Annotated in this window: 14 protein-coding genes and 2 pseudogenes; 10 read left to right on the forward strand and 6 right to left on the reverse strand. The window is 62.7% G+C overall.

Annotated features, from left to right (window positions below; all coding sequences use genetic code 11):
• Positions 1-212: 212 nt before the first annotated feature.
• Complete coding sequence (locus CFB17_RS04695) at positions 213-1,367, reverse strand: MFS transporter (protein WP_243389733.1); 1,155 nt, start codon at positions 1,365-1,367, stop codon at positions 213-215.
• Between the two features lie 317 nt (positions 1,368-1,684).
• Here CFB17_RS04695 and CFB17_RS04700 point away from each other — a divergent pair, with 317 nt between their 5' ends.
• The 10 genes from CFB17_RS04700 to CFB17_RS04745 all read left to right on the forward strand — a co-directional run bounded on the left by CFB17_RS04700 (position 1,685) and on the right by CFB17_RS04745 (position 15,175).
• Complete coding sequence (locus tag CFB17_RS04700; protein ID WP_088560267.1) at positions 1,685-2,632, forward strand: LysR substrate-binding domain-containing protein; 948 nt, start codon at positions 1,685-1,687, stop codon at positions 2,630-2,632.
• A 268-nt stretch (positions 2,633-2,900) separates the two neighbouring features.
• Complete coding sequence (locus CFB17_RS04705; protein ID WP_088560268.1) at positions 2,901-4,391, forward strand: alpha/beta hydrolase; 1,491 nt, start codon at positions 2,901-2,903, stop codon at positions 4,389-4,391.
• Between the two features lie 892 nt (positions 4,392-5,283).
• Entirely contained in the window at positions 5,284-6,618 is a 1,335-nt protein-coding gene (locus tag CFB17_RS04710) for an NtaA/DmoA family FMN-dependent monooxygenase (protein ID WP_088560269.1), read from the forward strand.
• Positions 6,615-7,853 (forward strand): acyl-CoA dehydrogenase family protein, encoded by a 1,239-nt coding sequence (locus CFB17_RS04715; RefSeq protein WP_088560270.1) that lies wholly within the window; start codon positions 6,615-6,617, stop codon positions 7,851-7,853. Before CFB17_RS04710 ends, CFB17_RS04715 begins: the two co-directional genes overlap by 4 nt.
• Positions 7,854-8,070: 217 nt before the next feature.
• Entirely contained in the window at positions 8,071-8,907 is an 837-nt protein-coding gene (locus CFB17_RS04720) for an ABC transporter permease (protein WP_088560567.1), read from the forward strand.
• Entirely contained in the window at positions 8,904-9,734 is an 831-nt protein-coding gene (locus CFB17_RS04725; RefSeq protein ID WP_088560271.1) for an ABC transporter ATP-binding protein, read from the forward strand. The genes CFB17_RS04720 and CFB17_RS04725 overlap by 4 nt, the downstream gene beginning before the upstream one ends.
• A 31-nt stretch (positions 9,735-9,765) precedes the next feature.
• Entirely contained in the window at positions 9,766-10,824 is a 1,059-nt protein-coding gene (locus tag CFB17_RS04730; protein ID WP_088560272.1) for an LLM class flavin-dependent oxidoreductase, read from the forward strand.
• A 30-nt stretch (positions 10,825-10,854) separates the two neighbouring features.
• Positions 10,855-11,883: an ABC transporter substrate-binding protein gene (locus CFB17_RS04735; RefSeq protein ID WP_165769426.1), complete on the forward strand. Its 1,029-nt coding sequence runs from the start codon at positions 10,855-10,857 to the stop codon at positions 11,881-11,883.
• Positions 11,884-12,365: 482 nt separating this feature from the next.
• Entirely contained in the window at positions 12,366-13,862 is a 1,497-nt protein-coding gene (locus CFB17_RS04740) for a class I SAM-dependent DNA methyltransferase (RefSeq protein ID WP_088560568.1), read from the forward strand.
• On the forward strand, positions 13,859-15,175 hold the full coding sequence (locus CFB17_RS04745; protein WP_088560274.1) for a restriction endonuclease subunit S: 1,317 nt from the start codon (positions 13,859-13,861) through the stop codon (positions 15,173-15,175). Before CFB17_RS04740 ends, CFB17_RS04745 begins: the two co-directional genes overlap by 4 nt.
• 811 nt (positions 15,176-15,986) lie before the next feature.
• Here CFB17_RS04745 and CFB17_RS20025 read toward each other — a convergent pair.
• The 5 genes and pseudogenes from CFB17_RS20025 to CFB17_RS19910 form a co-directional block, all read right to left on the reverse strand.
• On the reverse strand, positions 15,987-16,289 hold the full coding sequence (locus tag CFB17_RS20025) for a PsiF family protein (protein WP_088560276.1): 303 nt from the start codon (positions 16,287-16,289) through the stop codon (positions 15,987-15,989).
• Between the two features lie 503 nt (positions 16,290-16,792).
• Positions 16,793-17,095: a hypothetical protein gene (locus CFB17_RS04760; protein WP_088560277.1), complete on the reverse strand. Its 303-nt coding sequence runs from the start codon at positions 17,093-17,095 to the stop codon at positions 16,793-16,795.
• Between the two features lie 72 nt (positions 17,096-17,167).
• Positions 17,168-17,353 (reverse strand): hypothetical protein, encoded by a 186-nt coding sequence (locus CFB17_RS19565; protein WP_243389736.1) that lies wholly within the window; start codon positions 17,351-17,353, stop codon positions 17,168-17,170.
• Between the two features lie 39 nt (positions 17,354-17,392).
• Positions 17,393-17,569, reverse strand: a pseudogene (locus CFB17_RS20030) (MarR family transcriptional regulator); the annotation flags it as partial.
• A gap of 204 nt (positions 17,570-17,773) precedes the next feature.
• Positions 17,774-17,976, reverse strand: a pseudogene (locus CFB17_RS19910) (short-chain dehydrogenase); the annotation flags it as partial.
• Positions 17,977-18,021: the final 45 nt, after the last annotated feature.

An 18,021-nucleotide genomic window follows, 5' to 3' on the forward strand; every position in this document is an offset into this window, starting at 1 on the left:
CCACCAGACCAAGCGACAAATCCATCACCTCTCCCCCAACCAGTCTCCCGCCGCCCGCGACAATCAACCAGACAACAGGACGTTGGCAAAGCAGCAGGGAACCGATACCCCCCGGTCGCAACGCCCAAGAAGACCAAAACACACCACCAGCCTAGGGAATGCAGACCCCAGGGCTTTCGGTCGGCCTGCGCATGGTCATGGCGTGTCGTCGTTCATGCGGCCTTGCGACCGTCGGCAAGACGCGATGCGAGGGCAAAGGCCAGCGGGTAGATCGACAGCGCGACGACGGCCGTAGCCGCGGTCGCCCAGTAGGCGCCCAACCAGTCGCCCAGAACGCCGTAGAAGATCGGCGAGATCGCCCCCGATCCGATCGTCCCGGTGTAGAAGAGGGCAAACGCGCGTTCCGCCTTGTCTGCCGGCGTGAGTTCCGGGACGGTGCCATAGAGGACCGACGACGTACCGTTCAGCATGAGACCCAGGAGCGGCAGCAGGATGAACAGAGGAACAAGCGGCAGCACCAGCACCCCGACGATGCAGGCCGCCGTCCCTCCCTCCGTAGCGAGCACCGTCATAAGAACGCCTACTCGGGATCCCAGCCATCCACAAAAAAATTTGCCGGCGGCACCGCCCAGAAAGACCATGGCCAGGGCGATACCGACCATCGGCAAGGATGCACCCTTCTCCGCCAAAATAAATGGCAGGAAGGTCAACAGGCCCATTCGCACGCCTGTGTCCAGGACGCCGATCGCAAACAGCACCCAAAAGCCGCCGCGATCCCGGCCGGCCCTTTTTTGGACCTGCCGCGAAGGGTTGGCACGCACGACCGGCGGCATCAGCAAGAGGATCGCCGCCGCGACGGCTGCACCCAGCACGGCCATGAGCCAGAGCGCGCCACGCCATGGCATCAGTGTCAAAAGCAGGGATGTCAGGGCAGGAATCGCTGCCTTTCCCAGATCGCCCGTGAAATTGTACGTGCCAAGCGGGCCGCGGGCCGAGTCCCCATAAGCCCGGGAAACCGCCGCCGAGGCGATCGGATGCTGCGTACTCGATCCCGCGCCGGACAGGGCCAAGGCTGCCGAGAGGCCCACGAGGCTCCCCGTCACGCCGGCCAGGGCGTAGCCGGCGGCGGCCAATAAGGTACCGGCGGCAAGAATAATCCGGCCGTCTATCTTCTCAGCGAGCCAACCGGAGGGGAGTTGGAGCAGGGCCATCACACCGGCATAGAGCCCGCGAAGTGCCGCCAACATCCCGTAGCCCAAGGCGAATTCTGTTTGCCAGACAGGCAACAGGACGTAGATCAGGTCGGTATAGCCATCATGCAGGGCATGTGCCGTACCGGCCAATGCGAGCGTGTGCCTGGCTGACACAGATTGCCCGTTTCGGCGCGCCGACCTTGCCACGCGAGGTCGCTCGAAACCGCGGCTGCCGGCCATCATCGCCACCCCGCGGTTGTCGTTCGCCGCTTTGCTCTGATGGGAGGCAGTTGCAAGATACAGACATCAGGTCCGTCGCATCCGATGGGAGTGAAGAAAGCTGACATGGACCCGGAGAGGGTTTGCCGGTTGTTCGGACTGGCCATGATTGATCAATCGGATATCTGCGATCCGCAAGTATATGTTGCATGTTCATGACAGCGACAAACGACTAAAACTAGGAATTCAGGTCAGCTAAAGTCACCCGAACCATGCCGTCGAACCGTCGCTCGCTCCCGCCGCTCAACGCCCTGCGTGCCTTCGAGGCCGCAGCCAGGCTCGGTAGCTTCAAGGATGCCGCGACCGAGCTGGGCGTGACCCATGGCGCGATCAGCCGGCACGTACGCCTGCTCGAGGACTGGCTGGGGCCGCCCGCTCTGTTTCGGCGGCTCAATCGGCTGGTTGTCTTGACTCCCACAGGCAGGGCGCTCCTCGCGGAGGCGGGGCCGATGCTCGATCGCCTTGCCGCCGCCGTGGAACAACATCGTTCGGGAGGTGACAGCCCCCCGCCAGCCGTGCTGCACGTGAACGCGCTTGCCACGTTCAGCCTGCGATGGCTGCTGCCGCGCCTCGCGCAATTCCGCGATCGCCATCCGGGGATCGAGGTGCGTCTTTCCACCTCCACCGAGTCCGTGGACGCTCTAAGCGACCCCTATGACGTCATTATCCGAGGCGGTCCGGACACGTATTACGGCTTCACCTGCCACTTCTTCCTCAGCGAGAGCCGCTTGCCGATCTGCAGCCCGGATCTTCTCGAACGGCAGCCGCTTGCCGATCTGTCGGATCTGCGCTCGCACACCCTGATTCATGCATCCTCGCTGCCGCGCGTCTGGCCGGATTGGCTGAGGGCGGCGGGCATGCCGGAACTGAGGACGGCGAGTTCGCTGACGCTCGATCATTTCTACTTGACGATCCAGGCAGCGCTGGCCGGCCTGGGCGTGGCGATGGGGCCGACCGCCCTGGTCGCGGACGATCTCGCGACGGGGCGCCTGATTGCGCCGTTTCCCGACATGACCCTGCCGACGCGAGGCTATCATGCCTATCTGCCCGACGCGCGAGCGGACGATCGCTCGGCCCTCTGCTTTTGCCGGTGGCTGGAGGAGATGGGCGCTGCGGATGCGCCCGGTGCCGATGGCCCGAAAGAGCGTCTCTCACCATGATCGCTTGGCGTATCCCAGGGGAATTCGCGCCCTTCGTCCAGCGGAAACCCTCAAGGACGATGTTCGCCCGGCACTCGCCCTCAAGCAGCGAACGGGTGGCTCATTTGCCGAGTGCGGTATAGGTGACGCGTCAGGTCAGGTTCGTGGTGCGAATGGGCCTATTGGGATTAAGGGGACGCGGCCGCCAGGCGAGCCGGATTACCCGACAGCGACGCCTCGCCATTGAGGCCGCGTCGCCGCAAGGATCAGCCACCCAAAGCAGGCGGGGATGTGCGTGCCGGGCAAATCGAGATCATGGCTGCGGCTATTTCGCCGTCTCGCCCTATTTGCCACCTTAAGCATTCTGCTGGCGTTCGTCAGTTTCCTGGCACTGCGCATCTGGGAGTCGGAACGCGGACCACCGCTCGAGGCCTGGCATCTCTTCGTGCCCACGGAAATGACGGCGGCGGAGATCGACCACGCCGACTGGGCTGCCTATCTGACAGCCGAGCAGCGGGTCTTCGACGAGGTGCGGACCAACGTCGTCGACAAGATGCCGGCGGACCAGGAAGTGCCGGCCAACCGCTATTTTTCCGCAAGTGCCGTCAATCCCGCACGGTTCGCCGACGACTGGAACCGCTCTCACCTTCTGTTGCCCGCCGGCTCCCCCAAGGGGGCCGTCGTCCTCCTGCATGGGCTGACTGATTCTCCCTACAGCATGCGCCATCTGGCCGGGATTTACGTGTCGCATGGGTATGTGGCGATCATTCCCCGCCTGCCGGCCCACGGCACGGTGCCGGCGGCGCTGACCGCCGTCCATTGGGAGGACTGGATGGCCGCCACACGTCTGGCCGTGCGTGAAGCCAGGCGGCTGAGCGGCCCTGGTCGACCGCTGCACATCGTGGGATTCTCCAACGGCGGCGCGCTGGCACTCAAATACGCGCTGGACGCGAACGAGGATCGGGCCCTGGCCCGCCCCGATCGCCTCATCCTCCTCTCGCCCATGATCGGCATCACCAGCTTTGCCCGCTATGCCGGACTGGCCGGCCTGCCGGCCATTCTGCCCGCTTTTGCCAAGGCTGCCTGGCTGAGCATCCTGCCGGAGTTCATCCCCTTCAAATATAATTCCTTCCCCGTTAACGGCGCACGCCAGTCCTACGAGGTCACGCAGGTTCTCCAGGCCGAACTGATCAGGCAGGCCAACGCGGACGAACTCCGGCGCCTCGCCCCCATCCTGACCTTTCAATCGGTCGTCGATTCAACGGTCAGCACCGCTGCGGTCATCCGCAACCTCTACGCCCTCTTGCCGCCTGGCTCGAACGAGCTCGTCCTTTTCGATCTCAACCGCTCGATGCAAAAGAGCCTGTTCCTCAATGCCGACGCCAATGTCGCACTCGATCGACTTCTGCCGTCACCACCGCGCAACTTCCGGACTTCCATCATCACCAATGCCTCGCCGACCGATGCCGAACTGGTCGAGCGACGCATAGAGGCTGACAGCGTCGAGGAAACGATCCGTCGCCTGGACCTCGCCTATCCACAAAACGTCTTCTCGCTCTCCCACGTGGCTCTCCCCTTCCCCGTCGACGACCCGCTTTATGGTTCGACGCCGGCCAATCCTGACGAATTTGGCATCAATCTGGGCTCGATCATGCCGCGCGGAGAACGGGGCGTCTTCGTCGTCAGCTTGGACGCGCTCTTTCGTATAACCTCCAATCCCCTCTTCCCTTATGTGCGCGACCGCATCGACGCGGAACTGGCGCAGCCCTCCAATCGATGACTTAGGCGGTCATGCGGCCATCGGCGGTGCTATGCCGGAAAAAGAAAAAAGCACTGGCCACATGAACCTAATGGCGGGCCAACTAGACCAGATCGCTATTTGTCTATTAAGATAATGGACAAGATTCTATAGAGTGATAGGATGGTGCTTCAAACCATTGGCAATGGGGGTTCGTTTCCATGAACGCACTGACGCGCCACCTCTGCCTTCCAATCTCGGGTGAAGGGGATCGCGAGGCAGTTCGCGACCATACGGCATCCGGCCGCGCTCGGTTGCCGGGCGTGGTCGGATGCCGGCGGGTGCCGGCACGGGATGGGAGATGCGCGCAGCTCGAATGCCTTTCCCTTTACTGAGGATTTGGGCAGGCGGACGATCGCTGCCGGGGAATGGAAACTTAGCCGGGGTCAATCCCGACGTCGCGACGTCGACCGCCCATGTATGCGGCGATCCGCTCGTTCGATCGCCCCCAAGGCCCGGGTCGCCAGAATCGTTGGATTTCGGCCCGCCGGATCGCGGGATGGCACGGAATCATGATGCAAAAATGATGCGGCCAATCGGATAGAGATCATGTCCTTCATCTGCCGGAACGCTTCAGTTGTCTGGACCCTGCGGTCGCCTCACGCGCGCTCGTCCGCCGATTTCAAGGACTTCCGCCACTGCCAGTGTCCCCGGTCGGCCGCCACGATGGCGGCTGGCGTTGGTGCACGAGGGTCAAGGCATGGGGATTGGGTCGATGGGCAGAATAGAGCGGTTTCAGGACTGGGTGCGGGAAGTCGCAGGGCTTTTGGCGCAAGCGCTGCTCGGCGAGCAGGGATGGCCGCGCGAGCCGGATCAACATCGACCGAGGAATTGAGCCGAAGCTGGCCTAACGGCACTTCCCTGGAGATGCTCCATGCCTGACCGACAGCGGCTGATCCTGACCGCCGGGGCCAACAGCACCGGCTATGCCGCGCAGTCGTGGCGCCTTGCCAAAGGCGGCCCGCTGGCCTTCGCCGACCCCGCGCACTATCTGGCCGTAACGCGGATCGCGCATGCGGGCTGCCTCGACGCCGTCTTCTTTTCCGACCATCCGGCCCTTTGGGCCAACCCGGCCGAACGCCCACTGCACAGCTTCGATCCCCTGGTGCTGGCCGCCAGCCTGACAGCAAAAATTCCCGATATCGGCGTCGAGATCACGGCTTCCACCAGCTTCAGCCCGCCCTACGAGCTGGCAAGGCGCGTCTTGACGCTCGATCATCTCTCGCATGGCCGCGTCATCCTCAATCTTGTCTCGTCCTTCAACCCGGCCATCGCCGCGAATTATGGCGACGCGCCGCTTCCCCCTCGGGATGAGCGCTACCGGCAGGCACACGAATTCGCGGCCCTACTCAAAACACTTTTTAACAGCTGGGATCTATGCCGGCCGGCCGACCCGCAAAGAAGCGTCTGGGATCCGAGCCATGCCCAAGCGATCGATCATCGCGGCGAATTCTTCAGCGTCCGCGGTCCCCTCAACGTCCCGAGGCGAGAGGATGGCGGCCCCATTCTCGCCCAGGCAGGTGGCTCCAATGCCGGGATGGAGCTGGCTGCCGCGCATGGCGAGATCATCTACACAGCACAGTTGACGCTCGAGGGCGCCAGGCGTTTTGGCGATCAGATCCGTCGCCGCGCCGTATCGCTCGGCCGAGCGCCAGATGCCATTCGCATCGTCCCGGGCCTTGTCCCGATTCTTGGCCGAACTCGTGCTCAGGCCCTGGAGCGCCATCATGCCATCACAAATGTCGACGGCGAAGAGGCACTGCTCGCGCGTTTCGCGCACGAGATAGGCATTGAGCCCAGCGACCTCGACCCTGATGCTCCCCTGAGTGAGGCAGTGTTTCCCTCGAGCGATGATCAACAACGGCCGGTTGGCTTCACCCAGGCCCTGGCCGAGCTGGCACGTCTCGAACGCGTGACGGCAAGGCAGTTTGTGCGGCGAGTAGAGGGCGGCCATCGCGTCGTGCTCGGAACCGCTGACGAAGTCACCGCCGATATCGTCCATTGGTGGGAAAGCGGCGCGGTCGACGGCTTCAACATTCAGGTACCGGTCCTGCCCGACGACCTTACCGAGTTCGTCGAGGAGGTCGTTCCCCGCCTCCAGGATCGCGGCCTGTTTCCTCGGCATTATGACGGACAATCCCTCCGCCGCCGCTTCAACCTGACCTCTCCCGAGACCACAGCCATCACCCGATTGGATCGCTCCGCATGAGCTCTGCCGCCATCCTCCAGCTGGCCACCCCCGCAGCACCGCGACTCACCCGCGCGGGCCTTCTTGGCCAGTTACCGGCACTTGTCGACGAGATCGCCGCCGGTGCCGTTCGCCGCGACCTTGAGCGTGAGCTGCCCTACCCTGCCTTCCAGCGCATCAAGGAGCTGCGTCTTGGTGCCCTGCGCATTCCCGAGGCCCTGGGTGGCCCTGGCGGCTCGGTTGCCGACTATATCGAGTTGATAGCGACGCTGGGCGCCGCCGATTCGAACGTAGCGCACGCGCTTCGCTCGCATTTCGACTTCACCGAGGGCCTGTTGCTCGACCCGACGACGGCACGCTCCCGCGCTCACCTTGAAAACGTTCTGTCCGGCAAGCTGTACGGCGCGGCTCATACGGAGCAGGGCACCAAGCGACCCGGTGAGATCAAGACCGCTCTGCGTCACACGGCGAATGGTTGGCGACTGGATGGGCGCAAATGGTATGCGACCGGCACGGCCTTTGCCGATTTCGCCGTCATCAGTGCCCAAAACGAAGAGGGCGTGCTGATGACCGCCCTCGTGCCGACGGATCGGCAAGGCATCCAGATTCTCGACGACTGGGACGGCATGGGCCAGAAGCTGACTGCCAGTGGCGGGATCAAGCTCGATAACGTCGAGGTGCGGGACGAGGAGCTTGTCATTCGCGATCGCGAAACGTCGATCGGTCGGCATACCGCGACCTTGCGCCAGCTTCATCTCGCGGCTTCCGCCGCCGGCGCCATCCGCGCCGTGCTGCGGGAAGGCATCGACTATGTGAGGAAACACGCGCGCACGGCGCCACATAGCCCGGTCGATACCGCCAGGCACGACCCCTTCGTCCAGAACGTGGTGGGCGAGATCGCCGCCGCCTCCTTCGCGATCGACGCCAGTATAGCCGAGGCGGCTCGCGCGCTCGACCGCAGCGTCGAGGCGTTCGGTTCGGGCAGCGAATCCGCGATCGACAAGGCGCTCATTGAAAGCTCGATTGCAACATCGCGCGCGCAGATCGTGCTGGCAAAGCTCGGTCAGCCCGCGGCTCAGCAGATCTTCGAGCTCGGCGGTGGCTCTGCCACGTCCAGCCGCTTCAATCTCGATCGTCACTGGCGAAACCTGCGCACGATCTTGAACCACAACCCGCTCCTTCATAAGGCGCGCGTCATCGGCGATTTCTACCTGAACGGCACGACCACCCATCTGCGCGAGGGCCGCGTCTTTTGAGGGCCCAGCCGGATCGTCGCGGCGCACCTGGCGCACCCGCGCGCTCCGGCTGCACGCGTCAGCCCCTCAGGCAAAAGGACTGACGGAGCGTCGGTAGAACTGGGTCATATGCCACCGGCAGGTCCCCGACGCATTATTGTCTAGCAATACTATAGACAAATATGTTTTTGGCTGCATCCTACAGCAACAACAAGGTTTGCAGCTCGAGGGATCCGCCATGCTAGTGGGACTGCCCCGCGCGATCGCGCAGGATGACCGTCGCTCCCATGTCTTTCTCCCGATTTGGCATTTTCTTCGCCCCTGGTGCGAAAATCTGCTGGCGATCGTCCTGTTCCTGCTCGCCTGGGAGCTGGCGCCGCGGCTGGGCGTGGTTAACCGGACGTTCCTCCCGCCCTTCTCCGAGATCGTGGCCTACGGCGTAGAATACGCGCTGGCTGGCAAACTCCTGCCGCATGTGCTGGCCAGCCTCGGTCGCGCGGCCGGAGGTTTCGCGCTGGGCATCCTGACAGGCGTCCCGCTCGGCATCCTCCTTGCCTGGTACCGACCGCTTGAGCGCTATCTGAACCCGCTCCTGCAATTGTTGCGTCAGACCAATCCGGTCTCGCTCTTCCCTGTCTTCATCCTCTTCTTCGGCATCGGCTACCTGACCAAGGTGGCCATCATCTATTGGGTGGTGGTCTGGCCGATCCTGCTCAACACGATGAGCGGCGTGAAATATGCCGATCCCGCGCTGATCAAATATGCGCGCTCCTTACGGCTCGGCACGAAAACCCTGTTCTGGCGAATCATCGTGCCGTCCGCACTGCCCTCGATCGTCACCGGCATGCGCCTTGCGGCTACCTATTCTTTCTTGATGCTCGTCGTTTCGGAGATGGTCGGCGCCAGCGACGGACTGGGCTATCTGATCGTCAATGCTCAGTATCTGATGAGCATCGATCTTCTTTATGTGGGCGTGATCATCCTGGCGCTTCTCGGCATCGCCGCCAATTACGCGCTGGTTCGGCTGGAGCGTCGACTGACCCGCTGGAAGGTCGACGTCGGAGCCACGGCATGAACACTCCCAAACTGGCGGCACAAGGCGTCACCAAGCGCTTTGCCGGCAACATGGCGAGGAACGCCCGCGCCGATTTCCTGGCCCTGGATGGCATCGATCTTAACGTCGATGCCGGCGAGTTCCTCGTCATTGTCGGGCCATCTGGCTGCGGCAAGTCGACCCTGCTCGACATCCTTGCCGGCCTGGAGGCGCCGAGCGCTGGCCGCGTGCTGCTGGACGGCAAGCCGATCGAAGGGCCCTCGCTCGATCGGGCCATCGTCTTCCAGCATTATGCCCTCTTCCCCTGGCTGACGGTCCTGGAGAATGTGGGTTTCGGGCTCGTCGCCAAACGAGTGCCGCGAAAGGAACGTCTGGCCATCGCCCGGGAGCACCTGACGATGGTGGGGCTCGAGGGATTCGAGCAGCATTACCCGCACGAGCTCTCGGGCGGCATGAAGCAGCGCGTGGCGATTGCCCGCAGCCTCGCCCACGCGCCCGACGTCCTCTTGATGGACGAGCCCTTCGCCGCTCTCGATGCCCAGACCCGCGAGACGCTCCAGGCCGAGCTGCTGCGGCTCTGGGCGACCACGGGAAAGACGATCGTCTTCATCACGCACGGGATCGACGAGGCGATCTTCCTTGGCCAGCGCGTGGCGGTGATGCAGGCCCGGCCCGGGCGCATCAAGGCATTGATCGACGTCGATCTCGACAAAGGCGATGGCGGGGAGGATCTGCGCGGCCGACCGGGGTTCGCGGAGCTTCGCCATCAAGTCTGGTCGCTGCTGCGACATGAGATCGAAGAGGCCGATCCGCGCCATAACCTCAGCCGGCAGCGAGCCCCGGCCTGATGACCACTTCCAGCATTCGGAGGTCCAGCACATGAGCTATGAAGGTCCTCGCTTTGGCATCTGGGCACTCGTCTCCGGTGCCACCGGCTCGCTCTTCCACCCCGATGACCCGCCCGACGCCACGTGGGAGCGCAATCGTCGGCTCGTCCTGGAAGCCGAGGCCCTGGGCTATGACAGCACGCTCGTCGCCCAGCATCTCTTTCATGTCCGCGACGAAAGGCTGGATCAGCTCGAGACCTGGACCGCCTGCGCCGGACTGGCGGCGATCACCAGTCGAATCGAGATCATCGCCGCGATCAAGCCCTATCTTTTCCATCCCGTCGTCCTGGCCAAGATGGCGACGCAGATCGAGGAGATCAGCCAAGGTCGCTTTGCCATCAACCTCGTCAATGCTTGGTACAAACCCGAGTTCGAACGCGCCGGCATTCCCTTCACCGACCATGACGACCGCTATGCGTATGGGCGGGAATGGATCGATATCGTCCGGCCGTTGATGGAGGGTCGTAAAGTCAATACGAAGGGCCAGCATTTCGAGGTCAGCGATTATCAGCTCCATCCGACCGGCCGCTACCGACCCCGCCCCTTGATCTATGCCGGCGGCGAATCCAGCCAGGCGCGCGACTTGGCGGCGGGCGTGGCGGATACGTGGTTCATCAATGGCCAGCCGCCCGAGGATGTGGCGGCATTGATCGCCGACATCAGTCGGCGGCCGCGCGTCGATGCCCCCCTTCGCTTCGGCCTTGCCGCTTTCGTCATCGCCCGGCGGACGGACGAGGAAGCCCAGGACGAATTGCAGCGGGCATTCGAGCTAGCCGAGCAGGATCGCCCGTATCGTCGACAAAGCCTCGACAATACCGACAACAAGGCCGTCATGTTCAAGACGTTCGCTCGGATGCCGCACGTTGGCACCAATGGCGGCACCGCGGCCGGCCTGGTTGGCAGTTATGAGCGCGTGGCCGAACGCATCCGGCGCTTCCACTCGCTGGGCATCGATCTTTTCATGCTGCAGTTCCAGCCCTTCGAGGCGGAAATGCGCCGCTTTGCGCACGAGGTGATGCCACGCGTGCGCGAGCGGAGCGCTGCCGCCTGATCTCGCTTGGTTCAAAAGGGCAATGACATGATGGCAACTCCACGCCGTAGCCTCCTGCGGACGGGCTTGGGCCTGTGCGCTTCCGTCCTGGCCATGCCGGCACTTATCCGCCACGGCAGGGCGGCCGAGCTGAAGCCTGTCCGGATCATCGATTCGCCCGGGCGCTGGGCAAGCTACGAGCTTATCTTCGTGGCCGACTCCAATGGACTGTTCAAGGAACAGGGATTGGCGCTGGAACTGATACCCCTGCCCCCGGATCAGTACACGGTGGCCCTGGATAGCGGGGTTACCGATTTCGCCCCGGCTTCGGACTATGCCTATTTCATCAATGTCCGCGACAAAGGACTGATCGCCAAGGAAATCGTCGTTTCGACACCGAACATCGATCCGGCGCGTGCCTCGGACGGGCTCTTCGTTCGAGAAGACAGCCCGATCCAGCGCGCAACCGATTTGCGCGGCAAGAAGATCGGCATGACCAATGTCAGCTTCTCGAGTGCTTGGTTCACCGCCGAGTTTCTGGGCCAGAGCGGCGTCGGGCTTGGCGAAGTGACCTACGTGCCGATCCCGGCCCAGCAACAGGAACAGGTTCTACAGTCGGGCGACGTCGACGCCATCTTCGCCTTCTCGCCGATCGACGCGATCCTCAGGCGGCGCGGCGGCTATCGGCAGATATTCCAGCTCGGCACCATCGCTGGCCGCCGCATAAACCGAGGCGGAACGATGGCCAAGGAATCGCTCATCCGCTCCGATCCGGATCTCGTTCGCAACTACGCCACAGCCATTGCGAAGGCTGCCGATTGGGCCAACCACAACCAGGCGGCCGTGATCCAGCTCGGCATCGACAAAGGACGCATTCCAGACGGCCTCGCACCCTACATCTATACCAAGGACGGAAAGGGCGATTACAGCGTGCTCACCTGGCCGGATCATGGACTTCAGCGTGAGGATGATGTGCGCTTCTGGCTGGAGATGGACGAGCGCCAGGGGGTCGTGCCGAAGGGCAAGCTGAGCGTCGCCGAGCTTTACACCAACGAGTTCAATCCTTTCGCTAGCGCATGAGAACGAGCCGGGCCCCTTCCCATCCAGGAAAGCGCGCTTGTTCCGCCAGCGGCTCGATGAGTTCCGCCTAGGTCCAAGTCTGCCGCGCGCGCTGCCTTCTGCTCCTTCGACCGCCGCAATGAGTCCTGTTGCCGGTACTGGCGACCGGCTTGCGCCAGCGCATCGTCGACGCCGCCTACAATCTTGCCACAGGTCGGCATCAAACCCGGTTGGCGCCGCGACCGGTACCGACCGCGCGCTGCACTCTGGCTGACAGACCAGGCTTCGAGATCGGCCAATTCCCTCGTGGCCCGCCGGCCGCCAGGAACGGTGATCGTCGCGGCCAGGGACATCGCCACGCCGATCGAACCGGTGCGCCGCATCAACACGCCCATTTGCGGGTCACCCACCTCGTCTTCCTGCCAACGGCCGACGGCCCTATCCTTGACCAGCAGATGGCGGGTGGCGAGTTCGGCCATCCAAACGAATGTCGGCGAGGAACTATGGCAACAGGCGAACTGGCCCGAGGCGCGGTGACGACCCGCGACATCGTCCAGAAGCTCTGGAATCTTTGCCATGTCCTGCGCGACGATGGCGTTTCCTACAGCGAGTATGTGGTCGAGCTAACCTTCCTCCTGTTCCTCAAGATGATGGAGGAGACCGGCAATGAGCAGAGGCTGCCCCAGCCCTATCGGTGGCGCGAACTTGCGAGGCGCGAGGCCCTCGATCAGCTCACCTTCTACAAGCAGCTGCTGCACGATCTGGGCAATGCCGGCTGCACCAAGAATGCGACCGTCCGGACGATCTTTACGGACGCGCGGACACGGCTGAGGGAACCCGCCAACCTCAAGGCGCTCACCAGGGCCATCGACCGGCTGGACTGGTTCTCGGCCCGCGAGGAAGGCTTGGGCAATCTTTATGAAGGCCTTTTGGAGAAGAACGCGTCCGATAAGAAATCGGGTGCCGGCCAGTACTTCACGCCGCGCCCCCTGATCGACTGCATCGTGCGTGTCATCAAGCCGCAGCCGGGTGAGACCATTCAGGATCCGGCCGCCGGCACGGGCGGTTTCCTGGTCGCCGCCGATCGTTACATCAAGGATGCCACCAACGATCTCGCCAAGCTCTCGGCAAAGGCGGCGATCTTCCAGCGCCGCCATGCCTATAAGGGCCTGGAACTGGTGGTGGATACCCACCGGCTCTGCCTGATGAACCTGATGCTCCACGATATCGACGCATCGCTGGAGCAAGGCGATACGCTCTCCCCCGATGGCCAGGCGCTGGGCAAGGCCGATATCATCCTCACCAACCCGCCCTTTGGTACCAAGAAGGGTGGCGGCCGGCCGACGCGTGCTGATTTCTCGGTAACGGCCGATAGCTCCAACAAGCAGCTGGCCTTTGTCGAGCATCTGGTCCGGGCGCTGAAACCCGGAGGCCGGGCGGCCTTCGTCGTGCCCGACAATCTTCTCTTCGAGGATAATACCGGCCGGCGTCTGCGCACCTGGCTGATGGAACTCTGTGATCTGCACACCATCCTGCGCCTGCCGACCGGTATCTTTTATGCCCAGGGCGTGAAGACCAATGTTCTCTTCCTCACCCGAGGACGAACCGACAGCGGCAATACCGACCAGGTCTGGATCTACGATCTGCGCGCCGACATGCCGGCCTTCGGCAAGACCCGCCCCCTGACGCTGGCCGACTTCGCCGGCTTCGAGGCGGCCTTCGGCGACGATCCCAACGGCAAGACTCCTCGAACAGACGAGGGCGAGACCGGCCGCTTCCGTTCTTTCACGCGGAGCCTGATCGAAGAGCGCAACGACAATCTCGACATCGCCTGGCTGCGCGACGCCGAGGCCGACGCCGAAGAGGGCCTGACCGAACCAGAGGACATCGCTGCTGCCATCATAGGCCACCTGCGGGCAGCCTTGGCCGAGATCGAGGCACTCAGCCAGGAACTGGAAGTGCCAGAGCCGGACATAGCAGGAGGTACCGCCGCCGAATGAGCGAACTCCCAAGAGGTTGGCGCTGGGCAAGCATCTGCGACCTGTGCGATCTCGTGCGCGGGGTTACCTACGCGGGAAACGAGGCTCACACGCAGCCTGCCGATGGCCTGATCCCCCTGTTACGGGCGACCAATATCCAAAGCGGGCGCATCGTGACGCATGATCTTGTCTATGTTCCCCGCCGTTACGTCGCGCCACGCCAATATCTGCGCTCTGGTGATCTGTTGATCGCCACGTCATCCGGATCGCGTGATGTCGTGGGCAAGGCGGCACCCGCCGGCAGCGCGCATGAACATTATGCCTTTGGCGCCTTTTGTTCCGTCGCACGACCCAGGACCGCCGAGGCTGCGGCTTGGCTGCGCCTGTTTCTGCGGAGTGCCGCATACCGAGCCTATGTCGAAAGCGTCGCGTTTGGCGCCAGCATCAATAATTTCCGCAGCACCGATATCGGCAATCTCCCGCTGCCCCTGCCCCCGCCCGGCGACCGGCGGCGAATCAGCACGAGGCTGGACAGCCTGCTCGCCCGGACCGCGCGCGTCCGCGATGAACTGGCCGCGATCCCTCCCCTGGCCAGCCGCTACAGACAGGCCATCCTGACCGCGGCCGCGAGCGGCTCCCTGACCAGGGCGTGGCGGGCAAAAGCAGCCTCGCCGGTCTGGCGACGGACACGTCTTGTTGATGTCGCACAAGCGATTTTCGACGGTCCCTTCGGTTCCAATCTGAAATCATCGGACTACACGTCGTGCGGCGTGCGCGTCGTGCGGCTCGAGAATATCGGCCATCTCCGCTTTTTACACGACAGGCAGACTTTTATTTCCGCGGACAAGCATGCGGCACTGATCCGTTATTCGCTTCGTCCTCATGACATCTTGATCTCGTCTTTCGTGAATGAGGAAATCAGGGCCTGTCTTTATCCCTCCGACCTTGAAACGCCAGCGATCAACAAGGCCGACTGCTTTTGCATTCGCCTCGACGAGCAGGTCTGCGATCCGAAATTTCTGGCGTTTCGCCTCGCCTGCCGCACGACCCATTCGCTTTTCAGGGCCGCCGCCCACGGCGCCACGCGTCCCCGGATCAGGCTTGGTCAGCTCCGTGCATTCGAATTCGACCTGCCCCCCATCGACGAGCAACGCGAAATCGTCCGCCTCGCCGAGGGCGCATTCGCCCGGCTCGACCGCCTGATCGCAAGCTGGACGCGCGCATCGAGCCTCGCTCCCAGACTTGACCAGGCGCTGCTCGCCAAAGCCTTTCGAGGCGCTCTTGCGCCAGAGGATACCCCTGACGAGCCAGCGGTCGCCGGCAGTGGCGTCTAACGACACGCGTAACGCCACCGGAGTCCGGGGGCCAAAGCTCCAGATTCGACTGGATTAAACGAGATCGGTGGCAGGCCGGGAATGATGAAGAGGCATCGACGAACCCGCTCACCTGCCGCTCTTTAAGACCTCCTCGACAAGGCGGTAACGCAGAGGGCCGCCTAGGAGCTGCCCCTGCTTTTGAACATGACGACCAAATGGACGAATATTGGCCAGAGCAGCGGGAAACCCTTGCCGCCCTCATCGCCCGATCCCGGGATCTCGAGGCTGACACTCGTTACTACCGGGCGCTCTTCGACGAACAGATACAAGCCTCAAAGCCCAAACGAACGCCGCCAGAGCGCCCGATGGACCACGCCGATCTGACCACGGGTATCCTCTGCGTCAACGAGCACAACCAAGCCCGAACAACGGGCGAAGACGTCTCGTGGCTCTCCATTGAGGCGACCGGAATGCCCCACAACGAATGCCATCATGGTGGAGGCGTAGTCTTCGAGGAGCGCTTGCCCGAGCACGCGAAGCAGCCCGACAGGGCAGCTCGACTCCCCACCTCTCAAGAATGCACGCCATTTACTATCGCGTCCTCATCTCCGGACCGGGTTCGGACAAGAGGGCCTGATATGTGCACTGCTAATAAGCCCAAGGCACATGACGCACCGGCTCCGACACCCGCCCCGAGGCACCCGGCGTGCCTGATCACGCAGCCGAGCGCAGTGACGTGAACGCCAACGTCTTGGTGCATCACAGCTCGTGATCCAACGGCAGAAGGTCGGTAGCTCTATATCAGCCGGGATCAATGTGCCGACCTAGGCTAGCCCCGACACTTCTTGACGAAAGACCTACGAGAAGCTCCATGCAGCTTCTTGGCGTCAGCATCCGCAGCACACTTCTTGCTGGCATCGCTCGTGGTCGAGGTGGCTGCGGCAGTGTCGTTGGCAGAAAAACAACGGCTCAGGAAATTTATACGGGCATCTCCAGATAGCCCTTTTGTCTCCGCGTCCGCGCTGCACCTACTCATAATTGGGTTCTCCGGCTCGAGTGCGTGGGCCACGCCGGGAAGGTTGGTACAGAGTGCCGCTGCCACCAACATTGCCGAAACTAAAAGACCGCGCATTGCTCTGTCTCCGTGCCGATGCTGCAATATAAGTCGTCGGACCTTACCGAGGCTGATTCGAGATCATGGCAGCACTAGAGGCCGCCAGGAAAGTGGGAATGAGGGCCTCTGTCTGCCTCTCGACTGACGCCTCTCTTGGCCGGGTGTCCACGGGATACCGGCGTGCCCCGATGGAGGCTGGTGGAGGAACTGACAGCCAATCTGCTGTCAGCATGCCCCTATACGTGCGAAGAGCTTTATCTTGAGGACACATGATGTGCTGGCGGTAGACCGTCTCATCACCCTCAGGGCCACAAGCGTCGGCTCAAGGTGGACAAACCCGAGACAGCCGATCTAGGCGGCAGTTATTTCTTCGGATGGCCTGATGATACTTTCAGCTCATCAAGTCACCCCCACCGAGCAACCCAGAGGGATAGCTGCCGGTCCGGATCCACGATAAGAGACAGCCTGTTGCCGCCCCAATGAAACCGTTCATTGATTGAGAAAGTGTCGCCCGGATGCGGTCATTCCCGACGCATCCATTTTGCATTATCCTCGGTAATCCTATCAGCATACCGTTGGATGACGTGCAGGGCATGAGCGAAATGCTGCTCGTCGTTATTCAATTCTTTGACGGCCATTCGTCCGACATCGATCTCGCCCGGCACAAGGCCGGAAAGACCATCCGCCGAGATATGGCGATCGATGATGGCGAGTTGATCCAGTGTGTGGACGTAGACGGGATCAAAAGGTCTGCCCTTGCAGCCGTCCTCGGCGTGGCGGCGGGCGTGTTCGATTGCGGTAGTAAGCTCCGACGGCAGCGTCATGGTGCGGACGGTCCCTTGTTCATCGAGAAATAAGGCAATCGACCGGGCCGTCGCCGCCCCAGTTGTTGCCGTTCAAACCGAGCTTGTCGGTTCCTGATAGCGGTCAGCGCTCTTTGCATACCATTCCTCCAGAAGCTGCGAGATGCGATCGAATAGCGAGTGTTTCGCCAGCGCATCATCAAGGCGATCGAGAACGGCCACCACACCACCTGCTTCCTCATCCAGCATGGCCGAAGCTTTATCGAACGCATTCCACATGGGACCCAGTTCACGCACCAGCGCTTGTCCCTTCGCGGTAAGTGAAAGGAGACGTCGACGTCCGTCTGCTGCATCTGGCTGGGACGCAACGAGTCCCGCGGCCTCCAGCGATCGCGCAGCTTGACTGACCGACACATGCGTGATCCTCAGCCTCTCAGCGAGTTCTCCGATCGCGAGAGGACCGTCTAGTGCGACCGCATCCCTGACGACCCGCATGATTTCGTTCGGTCCGAGCTTCAGGTCGTAGGGCGATGCCTGCTTCAGGCCTGGGAACCCATCCGCGATGATGCCCTTCAGCCGGTAATAACCAAGCGCGTCCAGGTTGGGATCGTAGTTGCTGACGTTCGCCTTTACGGCGGCAAGGAAGAAGTCGACCGCTTTAACGCTGGGATGGAGGCGAATGGGAATGTTCTCGAGGAACAGTCCGAAGCCATCCGACGTGGTGCGGCTTGAGTGTACATCACGCCGGCCTTGTTGATCAGCAGGTCGACGCGTGGATGGGCGGCCAGCAACTTGGCCGTCGCCAACCGGATCGAATTGAGCGAGGTTAGGCCGAGCGGCTGGAGGACCACGTCACCGGCGATGCGGGCTGCTGCCTGTATGCCTTTCCCAACAACGCGGACGGTTCACGGTGATCGAGGGAGAGAAAAGCGTCCCTACGGAATTAT

This window comes from Arboricoccus pini (genome assembly GCF_900187945.1).
GTDB classification, from domain to species: domain Bacteria; phylum Pseudomonadota; class Alphaproteobacteria; order Geminicoccales; family Geminicoccaceae; genus Arboricoccus; species Arboricoccus pini.

Excerpts from the sequence above, each read along its gene's own strand:
- CFB17_RS04745 (WP_088560274.1), top strand. The coding sequence starts at position 13,859 with ATGAGCGAACTCCCAAGAGGTTGGCGCTGGGCAAGCATCTGCGACCTG.
- CFB17_RS04730 (WP_088560272.1), top strand. The coding sequence starts at position 9,766 with ATGAGCTATGAAGGTCCTCGCTTTGGCATCTGGGCACTCGTCTCCGGT.
- CFB17_RS04740 (WP_088560568.1), top strand. The coding sequence starts at position 12,366 with ATGGCAACAGGCGAACTGGCCCGAGGCGCGGTGACGACCCGCGACATC.
- CFB17_RS04715 (WP_088560270.1), top strand. The coding sequence starts at position 6,615 with ATGAGCTCTGCCGCCATCCTCCAGCTGGCCACCCCCGCAGCACCGCGA.
- CFB17_RS20025 (WP_088560276.1), bottom strand. The coding sequence starts at position 16,289 with ATGCGCGGTCTTTTAGTTTCGGCAATGTTGGTGGCAGCGGCACTCTGT.
- CFB17_RS04705 (WP_088560268.1), top strand. The coding sequence starts at position 2,901 with ATGTGCGTGCCGGGCAAATCGAGATCATGGCTGCGGCTATTTCGCCGT.
- CFB17_RS04700 (WP_088560267.1), top strand. The coding sequence starts at position 1,685 with ATGCCGTCGAACCGTCGCTCGCTCCCGCCGCTCAACGCCCTGCGTGCC.
- CFB17_RS04735 (WP_165769426.1), top strand. The coding sequence starts at position 10,855 with ATGGCAACTCCACGCCGTAGCCTCCTGCGGACGGGCTTGGGCCTGTGC.
- CFB17_RS04760 (WP_088560277.1), bottom strand. The coding sequence starts at position 17,095 with ATGACGCTGCCGTCGGAGCTTACTACCGCAATCGAACACGCCCGCCGC.
- CFB17_RS04725 (WP_088560271.1), top strand. The coding sequence starts at position 8,904 with ATGAACACTCCCAAACTGGCGGCACAAGGCGTCACCAAGCGCTTTGCC.
- CFB17_RS19565 (WP_243389736.1), bottom strand. The coding sequence starts at position 17,353 with ATGTGGAATGCGTTCGATAAAGCTTCGGCCATGCTGGATGAGGAAGCA.
- CFB17_RS04720 (WP_088560567.1), top strand. The coding sequence starts at position 8,071 with ATGCTAGTGGGACTGCCCCGCGCGATCGCGCAGGATGACCGTCGCTCC.
- CFB17_RS04710 (WP_088560269.1), top strand. The coding sequence starts at position 5,284 with ATGCCTGACCGACAGCGGCTGATCCTGACCGCCGGGGCCAACAGCACC.